Origin of the sequence: Streptomyces sp. NPDC057616 (assembly GCF_042800575.1) — a bacterium.
GTDB lineage: Bacteria > Actinomycetota > Actinomycetes > Streptomycetales > Streptomycetaceae > Streptomyces.
The window spans coordinates 13,169-31,525 of sequence record NZ_JBHVGU010000060.1; the positions used below are offsets into that span (position 1 = coordinate 13,169).

15 protein-coding genes are annotated in these 18,357 nt (G+C 72.3%); 4 read left to right on the plus strand and 11 right to left on the minus strand.

Annotated features, from left to right (window positions below):
- Positions 1-66: 66 nt before the first annotated feature.
- Positions 67-1,041, plus strand: coding sequence for a hypothetical protein (locus tag ACFU97_RS43015; protein WP_384267937.1), 975 nt, complete (start codon positions 67-69; stop codon positions 1,039-1,041).
- A gap of 19 nt (positions 1,042-1,060) precedes the next feature.
- Here ACFU97_RS43015 and ACFU97_RS43020 read toward each other — a convergent pair whose 3' ends face one another.
- From ACFU97_RS43020 to ACFU97_RS43030, 3 genes are read right to left on the minus strand one after another with little or no spacing between them, the layout of a single operon-like run.
- Positions 1,061-1,369, minus strand: a complete 309-nt coding sequence (locus ACFU97_RS43020; protein WP_384267939.1) for an AzlD domain-containing protein — start codon at positions 1,367-1,369, stop codon at positions 1,061-1,063.
- The gene (locus ACFU97_RS43025) at positions 1,366-2,190 is read right to left on the minus strand and encodes an AzlC family ABC transporter permease (RefSeq protein ID WP_384267941.1); all 825 of its coding nucleotides are present in this window, start codon (positions 2,188-2,190) and stop codon (positions 1,366-1,368) included. The genes ACFU97_RS43020 and ACFU97_RS43025 overlap by 4 nt, the downstream gene beginning before the upstream one ends.
- The gene (locus ACFU97_RS43030) at positions 2,103-3,056 is read right to left on the minus strand and encodes an AraC family transcriptional regulator (protein ID WP_384267944.1); all 954 of its coding nucleotides are present in this window, start codon (positions 3,054-3,056) and stop codon (positions 2,103-2,105) included. Before ACFU97_RS43030 ends, ACFU97_RS43025 begins: the two co-directional genes overlap by 88 nt.
- A 106-nt stretch (positions 3,057-3,162) precedes the next feature.
- Between ACFU97_RS43030 and ACFU97_RS43035 the strand changes: the two genes are divergently transcribed.
- The 3 genes from ACFU97_RS43035 to ACFU97_RS43045 all read left to right on the plus strand — a co-directional run bounded on the left by ACFU97_RS43035 (position 3,163) and on the right by ACFU97_RS43045 (position 9,823).
- A complete protein-coding gene (locus tag ACFU97_RS43035) occupies positions 3,163-8,091 on the plus strand; it encodes an ATP-dependent helicase (protein ID WP_384267946.1) in 4,929 nt (1,642 codons plus the stop codon).
- A 98-nt stretch (positions 8,092-8,189) separates the two neighbouring features.
- Positions 8,190-9,026: an Fpg/Nei family DNA glycosylase gene (locus tag ACFU97_RS43040; protein WP_384267949.1), complete on the plus strand. Its 837-nt coding sequence runs from the start codon at positions 8,190-8,192 to the stop codon at positions 9,024-9,026.
- Positions 9,027-9,058: 32 nt separating this feature from the next.
- Complete coding sequence (locus ACFU97_RS43045) at positions 9,059-9,823, plus strand: SDR family NAD(P)-dependent oxidoreductase (protein ID WP_384267951.1); 765 nt, start codon at positions 9,059-9,061, stop codon at positions 9,821-9,823.
- Here the strand turns inward: ACFU97_RS43045 and ACFU97_RS43050 are convergent.
- The 8 genes from ACFU97_RS43050 to ACFU97_RS43085 form a co-directional block, all read right to left on the minus strand.
- On the minus strand, positions 9,771-10,049 hold the full coding sequence (locus ACFU97_RS43050; protein WP_384267953.1) for a hypothetical protein: 279 nt from the start codon (positions 10,047-10,049) through the stop codon (positions 9,771-9,773). The two genes, ACFU97_RS43045 and ACFU97_RS43050, sit on opposite strands and share 53 nt — an antisense overlap.
- 252 nt (positions 10,050-10,301) lie before the next feature.
- Entirely contained in the window at positions 10,302-10,676 is a 375-nt protein-coding gene (locus ACFU97_RS43055; protein WP_016432287.1) for a helix-turn-helix domain-containing protein, read from the minus strand.
- 109 nt (positions 10,677-10,785) lie between these two features.
- Positions 10,786-11,331 carry a CinA family protein gene (locus ACFU97_RS43060; protein ID WP_384267956.1) on the minus strand — a complete coding sequence of 182 codons (546 nt, stop codon included), beginning with the start codon at positions 11,329-11,331 and terminating at the stop codon, positions 10,786-10,788.
- Positions 11,328-12,047 (minus strand): CDP-diacylglycerol--glycerol-3-phosphate 3-phosphatidyltransferase, encoded by a 720-nt coding sequence (gene pgsA / locus ACFU97_RS43065; protein WP_384267959.1) that lies wholly within the window; start codon positions 12,045-12,047, stop codon positions 11,328-11,330. The genes ACFU97_RS43060 and pgsA overlap by 4 nt, the downstream gene beginning before the upstream one ends.
- A complete protein-coding gene (gene rimO, locus ACFU97_RS43070; protein WP_384267961.1) occupies positions 12,044-13,513 on the minus strand; it encodes a 30S ribosomal protein S12 methylthiotransferase RimO in 1,470 nt (489 codons plus the stop codon). Before rimO ends, pgsA begins: the two co-directional genes overlap by 4 nt.
- Positions 13,514-13,596: 83 nt before the next feature.
- Positions 13,597-14,436 (minus strand): helix-turn-helix domain-containing protein, encoded by an 840-nt coding sequence (locus ACFU97_RS43075; protein WP_384267963.1) that lies wholly within the window; start codon positions 14,434-14,436, stop codon positions 13,597-13,599.
- 244 nt (positions 14,437-14,680) lie between these two features.
- Complete coding sequence (locus tag ACFU97_RS43080; protein WP_384267966.1) at positions 14,681-17,386, minus strand: DNA translocase FtsK; 2,706 nt, start codon at positions 17,384-17,386, stop codon at positions 14,681-14,683.
- 124 nt (positions 17,387-17,510) lie between these two features.
- On the minus strand, positions 17,511-18,191 hold the full coding sequence (locus ACFU97_RS43085) for a two-component system response regulator (RefSeq protein WP_384267968.1): 681 nt from the start codon (positions 18,189-18,191) through the stop codon (positions 17,511-17,513).
- Positions 18,192-18,357 lie beyond the last annotated feature (166 nt).

Genomic DNA, 18,357 nt, shown 5'->3' on the forward strand with positions numbered 1-18,357 from the left:
GCCCCAGGGGGTGGGCCTGCGCCGGTACCCGTTGCCGAGACCGCTTTCCGCTTTACGGTCTGTCGCATGTCCGAAACAGGAGTCTCCCCACTCCCTGCCACGTCCCCGGCGCGCTCCCCGCTCTTCCGCGCCGAGCACTTCGTCTGGCTCACCGCGCGCGTGCTGGAGCAGCGCCTTTTCGCCCACCACTTCCTGAACGGGGCGGCGGACCCGGTGGAGACCGCACTCGACGCCTACCGCAACGAGGACGGCGGGTACGGCCACGCCCTGGACCCGAACCTGCGCGGCCCGGTCAGCCAGCCACTGCACACCGGGTACGCGTTGCGTGTCCTGGACACCATCGGGCGCTGCGGCGGGCAGCGCGTGGAACGCGTGTGCCGGTATCTGACGGCCGTCTCCACGGCGGACGGCGCGCTGCCGGCCGTCAGCCCCGGCCAGCGCGGCTATCCGACGGCCCCGTTCCTCCGGGTGGTGGACGATCCGCCGAGCGAACTCCTCACCACGGGGCCGGTGGTGGGCCTGCTGAACCGCAACTCGGTGTGGCACGCCTGGCTGTTCAGGGCGGCGGACTTCTGCTGGCACGCGGTCGACTCGCTGGTCACGTCGCACCCCTACGAGATCCAGGCCGCCGTGGCCTTCCTGGACTCCGCTCCCGACCGCCCGCGCGCGGAGGCGGCCGCCGCCCGTCTCGGCCGCCTGGTGCGCGAACAGCGGCTCGCGGCGCTGGAACCCGACCGCCTGGACACGTATCCCGTGGCCCCCGGTTACCTGCCCGGCGAGCAGCACTTCCCACACGACTACGCGAAGACACCGGGCTCCCTCGCGCGCGCGTGGTTCACGGACGCGGAGATGGCGCGCTCCCTCGACCACCTCGCAAACGCGCAGCAGGAGGACGGCGGCTGGCCGGTCCTGCCCCACGCCGCCGCGCACGGGTGGTGCGCCCAGCGCGCGTGGGCCCCGGGCATCGCCCTGGAGACGCGCCCCATGGTGACCGTCGAGGCGCTGCGCACGCTGAGGGCGCACGGTCGGTCCATCGGCTGACCGCCTGCCCCGGGCGCCGTCAGCCGCCCATGGCCCGCACCCCGGCGGTCACCAGCACGGCCGCGGCCACCACGAGCAGGAAGGGAGCGCGCAGGACCAGCGCCACGGCGGCCGCGCCGAGCCCCGCGACACGTGCGTCGAGGACCAGCGTGTGCCCGTCGGCGAAGGTCTGCTGGGCCGTCAGCGCGGCCAGCAGCGCCACCGGCAGCAGCGCGGCCAGCCGCCTGACGAGCGGCTTCTCGAGAGCGCCCGAGGGCACGAGCAGTCCGGCGAGCTTGACGGCGTAGCAGCCGACGGCGGTCGCGCCGATCGCGATCCAGGTGTTCAACGGTCTTCCTCTGATGCGTCGTTCGTCAGCGTCACGTGGTTCGTCGCGTCGTTCGTCACGTCGTTCGTCATCGTCACGTCGTTCTCGTGTGCGGGGCCGGGCGGCGCGGTGCCCCTGCGGCGGCCCTCCAGGAAGAGGACGGCGGGCGCGGCGAGGGCGGCCAGCAGCACGGGCACCCCGGCGGGCAGTACGGGCAGCAGGCCGAGCCCCAGGAGGACGGCGAGGCCGGCGACGGCGCGCTCGGTGCCGGTCTTGAGCATCGGCGCGAGCAGCGCCAGGAAGACGGCGGGGCCGGCCGCGTCGAGGCCCCATGCGTCCGTGTCCCCGATGGCCTGGGCACCCAGGGCGCCGAGCAGCGTGGTGAGGTTCCACAGCACGTACAGGCTGAGCCCGGTGACGGTGAAGCCGATCCGTGTGGCCCGCCGTGTGGGCTGGGCCAGCGCGACCGCCGTCGTCTCGTCGATGACCCACTGGGCGGCGAACGGCCGTACCGCGCGCGGGAGGGCCAGCAGCTGCGACAGACGCAGTCCGTAGAAGGCGTTGCGGACGCCCAGGAAGAAGGCGCCGGCCGCCGCCGTGAGCGGGTTGCCGCCGGCCGCGAGCGCGCCCACCAGGGCGAACTGGGACGCGCCGGTGAACACCAGGAGGCTGAGCGCACAGGTCTGCAGCAGCGTGAGCCCGCTGCCGGCCGAGGTCACCCCGAAGGCGAAGCCGGACAGTCCTACGGCGACGCCTACGCCGAGGGCGTCCCGGACGACGGCGGCATCGGTCTTCCCGCCGTCCTCGGCGCGTATGTCTGCGAGAGCTGTCTGTTCTGCCACGCCTCGGACGGTAGGAGCAGTCGCCCGCGCACGTCTTGTACGTTCTTGCGCTCCCGCCGGTAGGCACCCGGGGGCACACCGACGATGCGGGTGAAGTGCCGGTTCAGGTGCGGCTGGTCGGTGAACCCCACGGCCACGGCCGCCTCCGCGGGCGTGGTGCCGGCGTCCAGCAGCCGTCGCGCCTGGCGCACCCGGGCGTCGGTGAGCCAGGTGTGAGGCGGCATCCCGTAGGCGTCGCGGAAGGCCCGCAGCAGGGCGAACGGGCTGGTGCCGAGGCCGGCCGCGAGCTGCTCCAGGCTCGGCGGCTCGGCCATCCGCTCCTCGAGCGCGGCACGCGCGCGTGCCGCGATCCTGGCCCCCGCCGTCCGCACCTCCCGCTGCGGCAGGGGCCCGCCGTTCAGCCGGAGCAGCCGGGTCACGGCGACGCGCAGCAGGGTGTCGGCGGCCAGTGCGTTGCCGTCCTCGGTGGCCCGCAGCACCTGGTGGACGAGCCGCACGGTGTAGGGATCGTCGAGCACCGGGCTCACGAATCCCGGCGTCCCGCGGATGAGGGTGGTCTCCGCGGCGATCTCGGCCACGACCTCGGGCGACGGGTAGACGGCCCCGTACCGCCATCCCTCGGGCACCCCGGCCCGCCCGGTGTGCGTGGTGTCGGGGTTGACGAGCGCGAGCGCCCCCGCGCCGGCGTACTGGTCGGCGCCGCGGTGATGGAAGACCTCGACGCCGTCCGCGATCGCCGCGATGACGAAGTGTTCGTGGGTGTGCCGTACGAACGTCTTGCGGATGTAGCGGGCGCGCAGCAGATCCACCCCCGGCAGTTCGGCGTACTGCCAGTGCCGCGCCGCCTCCTTCCCCGAACCTGCCATGCCCCCATTCTCCGCGAGACCCGGGCAGGACTCTCCCCGGCCCACCCTCGGCGCCACGTCACCGCAGGTCAGGGCCATTGTCAGTGGACGGGTGCAGGATGGACGCATGGTCAGCTCCGCGCACCGAGCCCTCGACGGCTTCTCCCCCGCGACCCGCGGCTGGTTCACGGGGGCCTTCTCCGCGCCCACCGCGGCCCAGGCGGGCGCGTGGCAGGCCATCGGAGCGGGCTCGGACGTGCTGGTGGTCGCCCCGACCGGCTCCGGAAAGACCCTCGCCGCATTCCTCGCCGCGCTGGACCAGCTGGCCTCGACACCCCCGCCGGCCGACCCGAAGAAGCGCTGCCGGGTCCTGTACGTGTCGCCGCTGAAGGCCCTCGCGGTCGACGTCGAGCGCAACCTCCGCAGCCCGCTGACCGGCATCCGCCAGGAATCCGTGCGCCTGGGCCTGCCCGAGCCAGAGGTGAAGGTGGGCATCCGCTCCGGCGACACCCCCGCAGCCGAGCGCCGCGCCCTGTCCACCCGGCCCCCGGACATCCTCATCACCACCCCCGAGTCGCTGTTCCTGATGCTGACCTCGGCCACCCGCGACGCGCTGACCGGTGTCGAGACGGTGATCCTGGACGAGGTGCATGCGGTGGCGGGCACCAAGCGCGGCGCCCATCTCGCGCTCTCCCTGGAGCGCCTGGACGAGCTGCTGCCGAAGCCGGCCCGCCGTATCGGCCTCTCGGCGACCGTCCGCCCGGTGGACGAGATCGCCCGGTACCTCTCGCCGCGCCGCAAGGTGGAGATCGTCCAGCCGGAGTCGGGCAAGGAGTTCGACCTCTCGGTGGTCGTCCCCGTCGAGGACCTGGGCGAACTGGGCGGCTCCCCGGTCGCCGACGGCTCCGAGGGCGCGGAGCGGCCGTCGATCTGGCCCCATGTCGAGGAGCGGATCACCGATCTGGTCCAGGCCCACCGCTCCACGATCGTGTTCGCCAACTCCCGCCGCCTCGCGGAGCGCCTGTGCAACAGGCTCAACGAGATCGCGTACGAGCGCGCCACCGGCGAGCCCCTGGACGAGCACCACGCCCCGGCCGAGCTCATGGGCGGCTCCGGAGCGGCCCAGGGCGCCCCGCCCGTGATCGCGCGCGCCCACCACGGCTCGGTCTCCAAGGAGCAGCGCGCTCTCGTCGAGGAGGACCTCAAGGCGGGCCGGCTGCCCGCCGTGGTCGCCACCTCCAGCCTGGAGCTGGGCATCGACATGGGTGCGGTGGACCTCGTCGTGCAGGTGGAGTCCCCGCCCTCCGTCGCCTCCGGCCTGCAGCGCGTGGGCCGTGCGGGACACCAGGTGGGCGCGGTCTCCACCGGTGTGGTCTTCCCGAAGTACCGCGGCGACCTCGTCCAGGCGGCGGTGGTCACCGAGCGCATGCGCACCGGCTCCATCGAGTCCCTGAGGGTCCCGGCCAACCCCCTGGACGTCCTGGCCCAGCAGATCGTGGCCATGACCGCGCTGGACACCTGGCAGGTCGACGACCTGCTCGCCACGGTCCGCCGCGCCGCCCCGTTCGCGTCCCTCCCCGAGTCTGCGTTCACGGCGGTCCTGGACATGCTCGCGGGCCGCTATCCGTCCGACGCCTTCGCCGAGCTGCGCCCGCGCGTGGTGTGGGACCGCGTCGCGGGCACGGTCACCGGCCGGCCCGGGGCCCAGCGCCTCGCGGTCACCTCCGGGGGCACGATCCCGGACCGCGGCCTCTTCGGGGTGTTCCTCGCCGGTTCCGACCCGAAGAAGGGCGGCGGCCGGGTCGGCGAGCTCGACGAGGAGATGGTCTACGAGTCGCGCGTGGGCGACGTCTTCACGCTCGGCACCAGCTCCTGGCGCATCGAGGACATCACCCGCGACCGCGTGCTGGTCTCCCCGGCGCCGGGCGTGCCGGGCCGGCTGCCCTTCTGGAAGGGCGACCAGCTGGGCCGCCCGCTCGAACTGGGCCGCGCGGTGGGCCAGTTCCTGCGCGAGGTCGGTTCGCTCCCCAAGGAGGACGCCCGGCTGCGCCTGCTCGCGGCGGGCCTGGACGCCTGGGCCGCGGACAACGTCCTGTCGTACCTGGACGAGCAGCGCGAGGCCTGCGGCCATGTCCCGGACGACCGCACCATCGTCGTGGAGCGCTTCCGTGACGAGCTCGGCGACTGGCGTGTGGTCGTGCACTCCCCCTTCGGCGCCCAGGTGCACGCCCCATGGGCGCTCGCCCTCGGGGCCAAGCTCTCCGAGCGGTACGGGATGGACGCCCAGGTCATGCACGCCGACGACGGCATCGTGCTGCGCCTGCCGGACGCCGACCTCATGGGCCTGGACCTGCTCGACCAGGAGCCGATGAAGGCGGGCTCCGAATACGACGCCGAGCAGGCGCCGGTCGGCGCGGCGGACGTCGTCTTCGACAAGGGCGAGGTCGACCAGGTCGTCACCGACCAGGTCGGCGGCTCGGCCCTGTTCGCCTCCCGCTTCCGCGAATGCGCCGCCCGCGCGCTGCTGCTGCCGCGGCGCAACCCCGGCAAGCGCACCCCCCTGTGGCAGCAGCGCCAGCGCGCCGCCCAACTGCTCCAGGTGGCCGGCGAGTTCGGTTCGTTCCCGATCGTCCTGGAAGCGGTCCGCGAATGCCTCCAGGACGTCTTCGACGTCCCCGGGCTGGTCGAGCTGATGGGCGACCTGGAGTCCCGCAAGGTGCGTCTGGTCGAGGTCACCACCAACGAGCCGTCCCCCTTCGCCCGCTCCCTCCTGTTCGGCTACGTCGCCCAGTTCCTGTACGAGGGGGACTCCCCGCTCGCCGAGCGCCGTGCCGCGGCGCTCTCCCTCGACTCGCGGCTGCTGGCCGAGCTGCTGGGCCAGGCGGAGCTGCGCGAGCTGCTCGACGCCGAGGTGCTGACCGAGCTGGAGCGCGAGCTGCAGTGGCTCACCGAGGACCGCCGCGTCAAGGACGCCGAGGGCGTGGCGGACCTCCTGCGCCTGCTCGGGCCCCTCACCGACGCCGAGCTGGCCGAGCGCGGCGCCGAGCCGCAGTGGGCGCAGGAACTGTCCGGTGCCCGCCGTGCGATCAAGGTCCGCATCGGCGGCGCCGACCACTGGGCGGCGATCGAGGACGCGGGCCGCCTGCGCGACGCCCTCGGCACCGCCCTGCCGGTCGGCGTCCCGGAAGCCTTCACGGAGCCCGTCAAGGACCCGCTCGGCGACCTCCTCGCCCGGTACGCGCGCACCCACGGCCCCTTCACTTCGGCCACCGCGGCCACCCGCTTCGGCCTCGGCGTGGCGGTCACGGAGGGCGCACTGCACCGCCTCGCCGCGAACGGACGTGTCGTGCAAGGGGAGTTCCACCCCGCCGGCATCGGCCAGGAGTGGTGCGACGCCGCCGTGCTGCGCCGGCTGCGCCGCCGCTCCCTGGCCGCCCTGCGGCACGAGGTGGAGCCGGTGGCGCCGGCGGCACTCGCCCAGTTCCTCCCGCAGTGGCAGCACATCGGCAAGGGACACGGGCTGCGCGGCATCGACGGACTGGTGCGTGCCGTCGAGCAGTTGCAGGGCGCGTCCGTGCCCGCGTCGGCCCTGGAGAAGCTGGTCCTGCCGTCCCGCGTCGCCCACTACACGCCCGCGATGCTCGACGAACTGACCTCCGCCGGAGAGCTCGTCTGGGCGGGCGCGGGCGCCCTCCCCGGCAAGGACGGCTGGATCTCCCTGTACCTCGCGGACGCGGCCCCGCTGCTCCTGCCCCCGCCGCACCCCCTGGAGCTGACGGCACTGCACCAGTCGGTCCTGGACGCCCTCTCCGGCGGCTACGGCCTGTTCTTCCGCCAGATCGCCGACCAGGTCCGCGCGACCACCCACCCCGAGGCCACCGATCCCCAACTGGCCGACGCCGTCTGGGACCTGGCCTGGTCCGGCCGCCTCACCAACGACACGCTCTCCCCGCTGCGCTCCCTGCTCGGCTCGGGCCGCACCGTGGGCTCCACCGCCCACCGTGCCAAGCGCAACGTCCCTCGCGGGCGCTACGGCTCCCTCACCGCCGCGGCCCGCCCCGCCTCCCGCAGCGGCCCGCCGACCGTCGCCGGCCGCTGGTCCCTGCTCCCGGCGCCCGAGGCCGACCCCACGGTGCGCGCGCACGCCCTCGCCCGCACCCTCCTGGACCGGCACGGCGTAGTCACGCGGGGAGCCGTCGCCGCGGAGGGCGTCGAGGGCGGCTTCTCGGCGACGTACCGCGTCCTGTCCGTCTTCGAGGAGAGCGGGCAGGCCCGGCGCGGCTATGTGGTGGAGGGGCTCGGCGCGGCGCAGTTCGCGATGGACGGCGCGGTGGACCGCCTGCGCGCGGTGTCGAACGCCCGCGACCGCGGAGAGGCCCTGCCGCCCCATCCGTCCCCCGACGGAGCGGGGGCACCGTACGGCGGTGATTTCGGCACCGGCCTCGGCGGCGACCTCGCCACCGAATTCGACCTCCAGTTCAACGACCCGTTCGACACCGGGTTCGAGGCATCGCAGCCCATCGACGGCTCCGGCTCCCACGCCCCCCGCAAGGCCGCTCACGAATACGTCTCACCCCGCGACTTCCCCCCGGCAGGACCCCGCGGCTCGCAGTCCGGCTTCGGACCGGGGGGTTACGGCTCCGGTCGCCGTACCCCCGCCTCCGACTCCCGGGGGGTCGTCCTGGCCGCCGCGGACCCGGCCAATGCGTACGGCGCCGCCCTCCCCTGGCCCGAGCCCCCCACCGGAGCGGGTCACAAGCCCGGCCGGAAGGCGGGCTCCCTGGTCGTCCTCGTCGACGGCGAGCTGACGCTCTACATGGAGCGCGGCGGCAAGACCCTGCTGGCCTGGCCCGCCGACCCGGACGTCAAGGCGACCGACGACCCTCGCCTCCAGGAAGCGGCCCAGGCCTTGGCCGCGGCCGCCAAGGCGGGCTCGCTCGGCACGGTCACGGTGGAGCGGGTGAACGGCGCCTCCGCCCTGACGTCCCCGATCGGCACCCTCCTGGAAGGAGCGGGCTTCATCGCCACCCCGCGCGGCCTGCGCCTTCGCGCATGAACCGGCAGGCACCCCCTGCCGACCGCCGGCCCCGCCACCGACCGCCGGCCCCCGGCGGGCGCACACCGCTCCGACGCACGCCGTGCAACCCTTGACCCATGCCCGAAGGAGACACGGTCTGGCAGGCCGCGAGGCGGTTGCACGTCGCCCTCGCGGGCAAGGTGCTGACCCGTAGCGACCTCCGGGTGCCCCGCTTCGCCACGGCGGACCTCACGGGCCGCACCGTCCTGGACGTCACCGCACGCGGCAAGCACCTGCTGACCCGGGTCGAGGGCGGCCTGACGCTCCACTCGCACCTGAAGATGGACGGCTCCTGGAAGGTGTTCGCCAACGGCCGGCGCTGGACCGGCGGCCCCTCCCACCAGATCCGCGCCATCCTCGGCAACACGGAGCTCACGGCGGTGGGCTACCGCCTCCCCGTCCTGGAGCTCCTGCGCACCCCCGACGAACAGCGCGTAGTCGGCCATCTCGGCCCCGACCTCCTCGGCCCCGACTGGGACCCCGAGCAGGCGCTCGCCAACCTCCTCACCGACCCCGCCCGCCAGCTCGGCGAGGCCCTGCTCGACCAGCGCAATCTCGCCGGGATCGGCAACGTCTACAAGAGCGAGCTCTGCTTCCTGCTCGGCGTCACCCCCTGGCTCCCCGTCGGCGCGCTGCCCGCCGACCGCGCCGCGAAACTGCCCGAGCTGGCCAAGAAACTGCTGGAGGCCAACCGCGAACGCCCGGTCCGCACGACGACGGGCCGCCGTGGCCAGGACCTGTTCGTCTACGGCCGCGCACCCCGCCCCTGTCTGCGCTGCCGCACCGCGGTCCGCGTCGCCGAGCAGGGCGACGGCTCCCGCGAACGCCCCACCTACTGGTGCCCGAACTGCCAGACGGGACCGGCCCCGAGCAGCTACCGCGGCTCCAGAACTCCACGCCGTACGACTAATTGACGACCCGTCAGAAACCCTCGTACCGTCCCTACATGCCCGTCAAGGCGTACGACCTCACCGGACGCACCGCATTCGTCACCGGGGCCGCCGGCGGCATCGGCCGCGCCTCGGCCGTACTGCTCGCCGAAGCCGGCGCCACCGTCCACTGCGCCGACCGCGACGCGGAGGGCCTGCACGGGACGGCGACGCTCATCAAGGACGGCGGCGGCACCGCCCTCACCCACCAGCTCGATGTCACCGACCGGGCGCAGCTCAGACAGGCCGTCGAATCCTGCGAGCGACTGGACGTGATGGCCGCGATCGCCGGGATCATGCACACCAGCCCGGTCCTGGAGACCCGGGACGAGGACCTCGACCGGGTGCTGAGCGTCAACTTCAAGGGGGTGCTGTACGCCTGCCAGGAGGCCGCGCGCCGGATGCTCGGGGCGAAAACGGGCGGCAGCATCGTCACCATGGCCTCCGGCGCCGTCGACACCGGCCGCCCCGGACTGCTCTGCTACGGCGTGGCCAAGGCGGCCGTCGTCCAGCTGACGAAGACCCTGGCGAACGAGGTGGGCCGGCACGGGATCCGCGTCAACGCGGTCGCGCCGGGCTGGATCCGCACTCCCATGACCGACCGCCACGAGGCCGAGGCCCAGGCGCAGACCGAGGCGGTCATGGCCCGCATGGCGCCGCTGGGCCGGGTCGGCGAGCCGGTGGACGTGGCTCACACCGTGCTGTACCTGGCCTCCGACGCGTCGTCCTTCACCACGGGCCAGATCCTGCGCCCGAACGGCGGTGTGGCGATGCCGTGGTAGCGCGGGCCGCCCGCCAGGCGTCCCGCCAGCGCTCCGGCCCCACGGCCCCGGCCGCCCGCGCCTTGGGCACGCAGTGCACCGGCAGCAGGCTCAGTCCCCATCCCCCGGCCGCCACCGCCCCCTCCAGCACCCCGGCGCCGGGAGCGAACGCCAGCCGCAGCACGGCCCACCACCACAGCACCCCGAGCCCCAGAGCCGCCCCCCGGCGCACTATCGGCCGTGCCATGGACGCCACCTCCAGCCCCGAAGCCAGACCGCCGTCACCCCCAGGGAGGGCGCACCGACGGCATATGGGCGCAACGCACCGCAGGTATCCACCATGACCGCCCCCGGCCGCACCGGCAAACGGGCCGGGAGGCCCGTAGAAAATGCCCTGGGAACGCGAAAACCCCGACCGCTCCTCTCCAGTTCCCCCTGGAGAGACCCCGGCCGGGGCCTTGCACGTGCTCGTCGGTTCACGCAGTCACGCGCGTGATCGTCACGCGGCGACCACGTCCACCGCCTCGGCGGGCGCCTTGATGGTCACCCGTTCCGGTGGCACGCCGGTCACCGACACGGAACCCAGCATCGGACGAACCGGCGCGGGCACAGACTCGGTGGCCGCAGCAGACTGGGCCAGCTCGGCGAGGGCGAGCTCGTCGCTCACTTCCCGCATGAGCTCGGACATCCGTACGTCCAGCGCGTCGCAGATGGCGGAGAGCAGCTCGGAGGAAGCCTCCTTCTGCCCCCGCTCCACCTCGGAGAGATAGCCGAGTGAAACTCGGGCGGACGAGGAGACTTCGCGCAGAGTACGGCCCTGGCGCTGGCGCTGCCGACGCAGCACGTCACCCAGCAGGCGACGGAGCAGAATCATCGGTGGCTCCCTCCTCGGACCGCGTAACCGCATCCTTCACGCCCCACCGTACCGCCTCGCGCTGCGGCCGTGCGGGGAGCGATGTCGTGTTCACTCAGGGCTGCAAACATCAAAACCCCCCGTTCTGTTCCGTATGCTGTGCCAGCTCATTCCCGGTCTGTTCGCCCGCAAGCTCCTTCAGAAGCAGTGCGAGTACGCTCCGTACACTCTCCATACGAATTTCCGCGCGGTCGCCGTTCAACCGCAGGGCCTCTACTTTTCCGCCACCGGCAGAATCGGAATCCCGTCCGGAGGGGCCGGCCACGGCCACGAACACCGTCCCGACCGGCCGGCCGTCCTGCGGTTCCGGGCCTGCCACACCGGTGGTCGCAAGGCCCCAGTCGGCGCCAAGCGCCGTGCGCACTCCTGCCGCCATCTGGGCCGCGACCTGCGGATCCACCGCTCCGCTCCGGGCGAGCAGCGAGGCGTCGACGCCGAGCAGTTCCTGCTTGAGTTCGGTGGCGTAGGCGGTCACCGAACCGCGGAAGGCCTTGGAGGCCCCGGGCACCGATGTGATGTCTGCCGCAACCAGTCCGCCGGTGAGCGACTCGGCGACGGCGAGGGTCTCGCCCCTCACTGTCAGTAGTCGCACCACTTCGGCAGCCGGAGAACTCACCCTTCCGTCTCCTCCAACGCGGCCTTGCGCTCCGCGATTCCCTGCCTGCGCAGCACAATGGCCTGTCTCACATAGTCGAGACCGGTCACCACGGTCAGGACGACCGCGGCCGCCATGACCCACCATCTCAGGGTGGCGAGCCAGCCCGTCAGCGCCAGGACGTACATCCCGACGGCCACGCCCTGGACGAGCGTCTTGAGCTTGCCGCCGCGGCTGGCCGGGATGACGCCGTACCGGATGACGAGGAAACGCATCAGTGTGATGCCGAGTTCCCGGCCGAGGATGACGATCGTCACCCACCACGGCAGGTCGCCCAGCCCGGAGAGACAGATCAGCGCCGCGCCCATGATCGCCTTGTCGGCGATGGGGTCGGCAATCTTCCCGAAGTCGGTGACGAGGTTGTAGGTGCGCGCCAGATGACCGTCGAACAGGTCGGTGATCATGGCGATGGCGAAGGCGGCCCAGGCGAGCGAGCGCCACGCCGGGTCGTAGCCGCCGTCGGCCAGCATCAGCGCGACGAAGCCGGGCACCAGCACCAGCCGGAGCATGGTGAGGAGGTTGGCGACGTTCCACACGCTGGCCTGGTTCACGGCCGCGGCCGCCAGCTTCGCGCCCCGGGGGGACCTGTCCGTCTGCCGGTCGGGGTCGACGGTGGGGGGTGAGGAGGACTCCGCCTTGGAGGAGCCGTTCGCCGCCGATGCCGGTACTCCGGTCATCTGCCCGCCTCCTCACTACACCCGAGCGAACCGGTCAGGGGCTCGGCCACGAGGTCGACACCTTCCGTGCCGACCACCTTCGCCTCGACGATACGGCCGGGCTCAAGACCCTCACCGCTCGTCAGCAGCACCTGTCCGTCCGTCTCCGGCGCCTGGTGCGCACCACGACCGTAGGTCCCGTCCTCGTCCACCGACTCCACGAGCACGTGCACCGTCTCGCCCACGCGCTCCTCGGAGCGCTGCGAGACGAGTTCCTCGGCCAGCCGGGAGACACGTGCCAGCCGCTCGGCCACCACGTCCTCGTCCAGCTTGTTCTCGTACGTCGCCGCCTCCGTGCCCTCCTCGTCGGAGTAGCCGAAGACGCCGATGGCGTCCAGCCGCGCGCCGTTCAGGAACCGCTCCAGCTCCGCCAGGTCGGCCTCGCTCTCGCCGGGGAAGCCGACGATGAAGTTCGAGCGGACGCCCGCCTGGGGCGCCTTGCCGCGGATGGTGTCGAGCAGCTCCAGGAACCGGTCGGTGTCGCCGAAGCGGCGCATGGCGCGCAGCACGCCGGGCGCGGAGTGCTGGAAGGAGAGGTCGAAGTAGGGGGCGACCTTCGGCGTGGAGGTCAGCACGTCGATCAGACCCGGGCGCATCTCGGCCGGCTGGAGGTAGCTGACCCGCACGCGCTCGATGCCGTCGACCTCCGCCAGCTCCGGCAGCAGCGACTCCAGCAGGCGGATGTCGCCCAGGTCCTTGCCGTAGGAGGTGTTGTTCTCGGAGACCAGCATGATCTCCTTCACGCCCTGCTCGGCCAGCCAGCGCGTCTCGTTCAGCACGTCGCTCGGGCGGCGGGAGATGAAGGAGCCGCGGAAGGACGGGATGGCGCAGAAGGAGCAGCGCCGGTCGCAGCCGGAGGCGAGCTTCACCGAGGCGACCGGGGAGCCGTCCAGCCGGCGGCGCAGGGGCGCGCGGGGGCCGGAGGCGGGCGCCAGCCCCTCCGGCAGGTCCACGGGGCCGTGCCCGGGCAGCGCGACCTCGGCCGCGGACTCCTGGCGCTCGGCGGGGCTGATCGGCAGCAGCTTGCGCCGGTCGCGCGGGGTGTGGGAGGCGTGGATGCCGCCGCCGAGGATGGTCCGCAGGCGGTCGGAGATGTCCGTGTAGTCGTCGAAGCCGAGCACGCCGTCGGCCTCGGGGAGGGCCTCGGCGAGCTCCTTGCCGTACCGCTCGGCCATGCAGCCCACCGCCACGACGGCCTGGGTTCTGCCCTGTCCCTTGAGGTCGTTGGCCTCCAGGAGGGCGTCGACGGAGTCCTTCTTGGCGGCTTCCACGAAGCCGCACGTGTTGACGACCGCGACGTCCGCATCGGCGGCGTCCTCCACGAGGTCCCAGCCGTCCGCCTCCAAGCGGCCTGCGAGCTCCTCCGAGTCCACCTCGTTACGGGCGCAGCCAAGGGTGACGAGTGCGACGGTACGGCGTTCAGGCATGCGCTCAAGACTACTTTGTCTCTCAGACAGCCCACGTCGACGGGGCCAGCGATCTTCGCCGGCCCCGTCGTACCCCGTCGGCCCTAGCCGACCTGCGGGTCGCCCTTCGTGTACGTCAGGCGCTCGACCGCGCCGGGCTGGAAGTCGTTCTCCACCTTCTTGCCGTTGACGTAGAGCTGGATCGAGCCCGCGTCGCCGAGGACGAGGTTGATCTTCTCGCTGTCCTGGAAGGTCTTGGAGTCGCCCTGCTTGAGGAGCCCGTCGAACAGGAGCCGGCCGTTGTGGTCCTTGGCCGAGATCCAGCTGCGGCCGTCGGCGGCGCTCACCTGGACGGTCACCTTGTCCTGGGGCGCGGCCGCGATGGCGCTGTCCGACGGATCGGTCTTCGGGTTGTCGGGCTTGCTCTTCTTGGGCGTGGGCGAGGCGGACTCGCTGGTCGTGGGCGTCGATCCCTCGGCGACCTGCGTCTTGCCGCCGCCGTCGTCGCCGCCCTTGAACGCGGTGAAGCCGACGAAGCCGACCACGGCGACGATCGCGGCGACCATGGCCGCGGTCCAGTTGGGCCCGCGCCGCTCAGGGCGGATGCGTTCCGCCTCGAAGAGGGGGGCCGCCGGGGTCGGCGCCGGCCGGCCGCCGTGTTCGGCGTCGTACTGCGCCAGCAGCGGGGCCGGATCGAGATGGACGGCCTTGGCCAGGGTCCGGATGTGACCCCGGGCGTAGACGTCCCCGCCGCAGGGGGCGAAGTCGTCCGCCTCGATGGCGTGCACGATCGAGATCCGGACCCGGGTGGCGTTGGTGACGTCGTCGACGGTCAGCCCGGCCGCGATACGGGCCTGCCGGAGGGCATGGCCGATGGAGAGGCGGGCTTCCTCGCGATCGTCTTCGAACGGACGCTCGTCTTCAGGAGAGTTGCCGATGGACACGGGGGCGCCTTTCGAGCGTTAAGCCACCTGTGCTGGAGGTTCAGTCTATGGGGGGTACAAATGGGTGGGGCAACCGGGCGGTGGAGCTTGTTAGCCCATCGGTATGGCCGGACACGCCGATGGTGGTGTACACGCTTGTCGCTTCCCTCAACTTGACGTACGCGGAAGGGAAACGGTTGCTCAATGATCCCTTACGGGTGAGTCACGATCCGACATCGCTCACCCCTCTGATCCAGCCTTACCCTCAAGCCTCCCCGCGGATCACCGCGAGCACTCCGTCCAGCTCATCAGGCTTCACAAGAACGTCACGAGCTTTCGAACCCTCACTCGGTCCGACGATGTTCCTCGACTCCATCAGGTCCATGAGCCGGCCGGCCTTGGCGAAGCCGACGCGCAGCTTGCGCTGGAGCATGGACGTCGACCCGAACTGCGTGGAGACCACCAGCTCGGCCGCCTGGCACAGCAGGTCGAGGTCGTCACCGATCTCCTCGTCGATCTCCTTCTTCTGCTTGGTGCCCACGGTGACGTCGTCCCGGAAGACCGGCGCCATCTGGTCCTTGCAGTGCTGGACGACGGCCGCGACCTCGTCCTCCGTCACGAAGGCGCCCTGCATACGGGTCGGCTTGTTCGCCCCCATCGGCAGGAACAGCCCGTCGCCCTTGCCGATCAGCTTCTCGGCACCGGGCTGGTCGAGGATGACCCGGCTGTCGGCGAGCGAGGAGGTGGCGAAGGCGAGCCGCGAGGGCACGTTCGCCTTGATCAGACCGGTCACGACGTCGACCGACGGCCGCTGCGTGGCCAGCACCAGGTGGATGCCGGCCGCGCGCGCGAGCTGCGTGATGCGCACGATCGCGTCCTCGACGTCACGCGGGGCGACCATCATCAGGTCGGCGAGCTCGTCGACGATGACCAGCAGGTACGGGTACGGCTGGAGCTCGCGCTCACTGCCCTCCGGCGGCTTCACCTTGCCGTTGCGCACGGCCTCGTTGAAGTCGTCGATGTGCCGGAAGCCGTACGCCGCCAGGTCGTCGTAGCGCAGGTCCATCTCCCGTACGACCCACTGGAGTGCCTCGGCGGCCCGCTTCGGGTTGGTGATGATCGGCGTGATCAGGTGCGGAATGCCTTCGTAGGCGGTCAGTTCGACCCGCTTGGGGTCGACCAGGACCATGCGGACGTCCTCGGGCGTCGCGCGGACCATGATGGACGTGATCAGGCAGTTGATGCAGGACGACTTGCCGGAACCGGTGGCGCCGGCCACCAGCACGTGCGGCATCTTCGCCAGGTTGGCCATCACGTAGCCGCCCTCGACGTCCTTGCCGAGCGCGACCAGCATCGGGTGCTCGTCCTCGGCGGCCGCCGCGAGGCGCAGCACGTCGCCGAGGTTGACCATCTCCCGGTCGGTGTTGGGGATTTCGATGCCGACCGCGGACTTGCCCGGGATCGGGCTGATGATCCGCACGTCCGGGCTGGCGACCGCGTAGGCGATGTTCTTCGTCAGCGCGGTGATCCGCTCGACCTTCACGGCGGGGCCGAGCTCGACCTCGTAGCGCGTGACCGTCGGTCCGCGGGTGAAGCCGGTGACCGAGGCGTCGACCTTGAACTCGGAGAAGACGTTCGTGAGCGAGGCGACCACGGCGTCGTTGGCGGCGCTGCGCGCCTTGCCGGGGCCGCCGCGCTCGAGGAGGTCGAGCGAGGGCAGGGAGTAGGTGATGTCGCCGGACAGCTGGAGCTGCTCGGCGCGCGGCGGCAGGTCGCCGGGTTCCTCGGGCGCGGGCTTGGTGAGGTCGGCGACCTCGACCTTCAGCTTCTCCTGTTTGGGGCGGGCCGCCGGGACGGCCTTGGGGGCCGGCGTCGGCGTGCTCTCCTCGCGGTCCCCGACGCTCACGCCCTGGGTGAGGTCGGCGACGATCGGCGAGGGCGGCATGCCGTGCATGACCGCGCCGTCGAGCGCGGCCGCGGCCGCCGCGGCGACGTCCACGGCGTCCATGGGGCGCGCCATGTCGGGCTGCGGCACCGCGGAACGCCGGGGGCGGCCACGGCGCTTGGAGAGGGCCTCCTGCTCCGCCGTGTCGGGGTCGTAGACCTCCTGGGCCGGACCGCGCTTGCGCGGGCGCGCGGGCAGCCCGTCGCGCCACTGGTCGTCGTAGCGCCGGTCGTCCTCGCCGAAGTCGTCGTCGTCCTCGGGGTCGTGCAGGACGCCGAGCTTCACGCCGAGCAGCCGCAGCCGCTGCGGGATGGCATTGACCGGGGTGGCCGTGACGACGAGCAGGCCGAAGATCGTCAGCAGCACCAGCAGCGGTACGGCGAGCACCTCGCCCATCGTGTACGTCAGCGGGGTCGCCGCGCCCCAGCCGATGAGCCCGCCGGCGTCCCTTATGGCCTGCATGCCGTCGCTGCGCGCGGGCGCGCCGCAGGCGATGTGGACCTGGCCGAGCACGCCGATGACGAGCGCGGACAGGCCGATCACGATGCGGCCGTTGGCCTCGGGCTGCTCGGGATGCCGGATGAAGCGCACCGCGATGACCGCGAGCAGTATCGGCACCAGCAGATCGAGCCGGCCGAAGGCGCCGGTCACCAGGATCTCGACGAGATCGCCGACCGGGCCGCGCAGATCGGCCCAGGTGCCCGCGGCCACGATCAGCGCGATGCCGAACAGCAGCAGCGCGACGCCGTCCTTGCGGTGCGCCGGGTCGAGGTTCTTCGCGCCGTTCCCTATCCCGCGGAACACGGCGCCGACGGCGTGCGCGAGGCCCAGCCAGAGGGCGCGCACGAGCCGGTAGATGCCGCCGGTCGGACTGGGCGCCGGCCTCGGCGGCGGCGCCGCCTTCTTGGCGGCGGGTTTCCTTGCGGGCGCCTTCTTCGCCGGAGCCTTCTTCGCGGCGGCCTTCTTCGCCGGTGCCGCCGCCTTCTTCGCGGGCTGCTTCTTGGCAGCGGAGGGACGTGAGGCCATAGGTGTGAGGTTACCGGTGGAGACGGCAACCGACACGTGTGCCCACTGCTTCACCCGTTCGTGTCGCCCTGGAAGGGGAGCGGAACTGACGCGTCCTCATACGCAACTGGTCCGCACCGGAACGTCAGTTCTGCGAGGACACCGACGAGGCGCTGCCGGCACCCGGTTCCAGGGCGTCCAGCGCCCGCCGCAAACCCGTGAGTTTGCGTTCGAGATGGGCCGCGGTCGCCACCGCCGCCGCGTCCGCCGACTCGTCGTCGAGCTGCTTGGACAGCGCCTCGGCCTGCTCCTCGACCGCGGCGAGCCGCGCCGACAGCTCGGCCAGCAGACCCGCGGGCTCCTTGACCTCGCCGACCGCCGCCTTGCCGCTGCCCTCCAACTGGAGCCGCAGCAGCGCCGCCTGCTCCCGCAGCTGGCAGTTCTTCATGTACAGCTCGACGAAGACCGAGACCTTGGCGCGCAGCACCCAGGGGTCGAACGGCTTCGAGATGTAGTCCACCGCGCCGGCCGCATACCCCCGGAAGGTGTGGTGAGGGCCGTGGTTGATCGCGGTGAGGAAGATGATCGGGATGTCCCGGGTCCGTTCTCGCCGCTTGATGTGCGCGGCTGTCTCGAAGCCGTCCATGCCCGGCATCTGGACGTCCAGCAGAATGACCGCGAAGTCGTCCGTGAGCAGTGCTTTGAGCGCTTCCTCCCCGGACGATGCCCGCACCAGCGTCTGATCGAGCGCAGAGAGGATGGCCTCCAGCGCCAGCAGATTCTCCGGCCGGTCATCGACCAGGAGGATCTTGGCCTTCTGCACCATGGCCCGCCCTCCTCGCCCCGGCTGTGCACCGGGCGCCGCCCCTGGGGACGACTCCCTTTCGCCGCCCGTCCTTGTGCCGGTCATCGTAGCCGCACCCCGCTCGTCGCCACACCCTGTCACCGCGATGTCACTGTGCACGTAGCAGAAACGTAGCGGGAGACCAGAA

What these genes read in the sequence shown, in the direction of transcription:
- ACFU97_RS43015 (WP_384267937.1), top strand. Translation starts at nt 67, where the DNA reads ATGTCCGAAACAGGAGTCTCCCCACTCCCTGCCACGTCCCCGGCGCGC.
- ACFU97_RS43030 (WP_384267944.1), bottom strand. Translation starts at nt 3,056, where the DNA reads ATGGCAGGTTCGGGGAAGGAGGCGGCGCGGCACTGGCAGTACGCCGAA.
- ACFU97_RS43035 (WP_384267946.1), top strand. Translation starts at nt 3,163, where the DNA reads ATGGTCAGCTCCGCGCACCGAGCCCTCGACGGCTTCTCCCCCGCGACC.
- ACFU97_RS43040 (WP_384267949.1), top strand. Translation starts at nt 8,190, where the DNA reads ATGCCCGAAGGAGACACGGTCTGGCAGGCCGCGAGGCGGTTGCACGTC.
- ACFU97_RS43045 (WP_384267951.1), top strand. Translation starts at nt 9,059, where the DNA reads ATGCCCGTCAAGGCGTACGACCTCACCGGACGCACCGCATTCGTCACC.
- ACFU97_RS43050 (WP_384267953.1), bottom strand. Translation starts at nt 10,049, where the DNA reads ATGGCACGGCCGATAGTGCGCCGGGGGGCGGCTCTGGGGCTCGGGGTG.
- ACFU97_RS43055 (WP_016432287.1), bottom strand. Translation starts at nt 10,676, where the DNA reads ATGATTCTGCTCCGTCGCCTGCTGGGTGACGTGCTGCGTCGGCAGCGC.
- pgsA (WP_384267959.1), bottom strand. Translation starts at nt 12,047, where the DNA reads ATGACCGGAGTACCGGCATCGGCGGCGAACGGCTCCTCCAAGGCGGAG.
- rimO (WP_384267961.1), bottom strand. Translation starts at nt 13,513, where the DNA reads ATGCCTGAACGCCGTACCGTCGCACTCGTCACCCTTGGCTGCGCCCGT.
- ACFU97_RS43080 (WP_384267966.1), bottom strand. Translation starts at nt 17,386, where the DNA reads ATGGCCTCACGTCCCTCCGCTGCCAAGAAGCAGCCCGCGAAGAAGGCG.
- ACFU97_RS43085 (WP_384267968.1), bottom strand. Translation starts at nt 18,191, where the DNA reads ATGGTGCAGAAGGCCAAGATCCTCCTGGTCGATGACCGGCCGGAGAAT.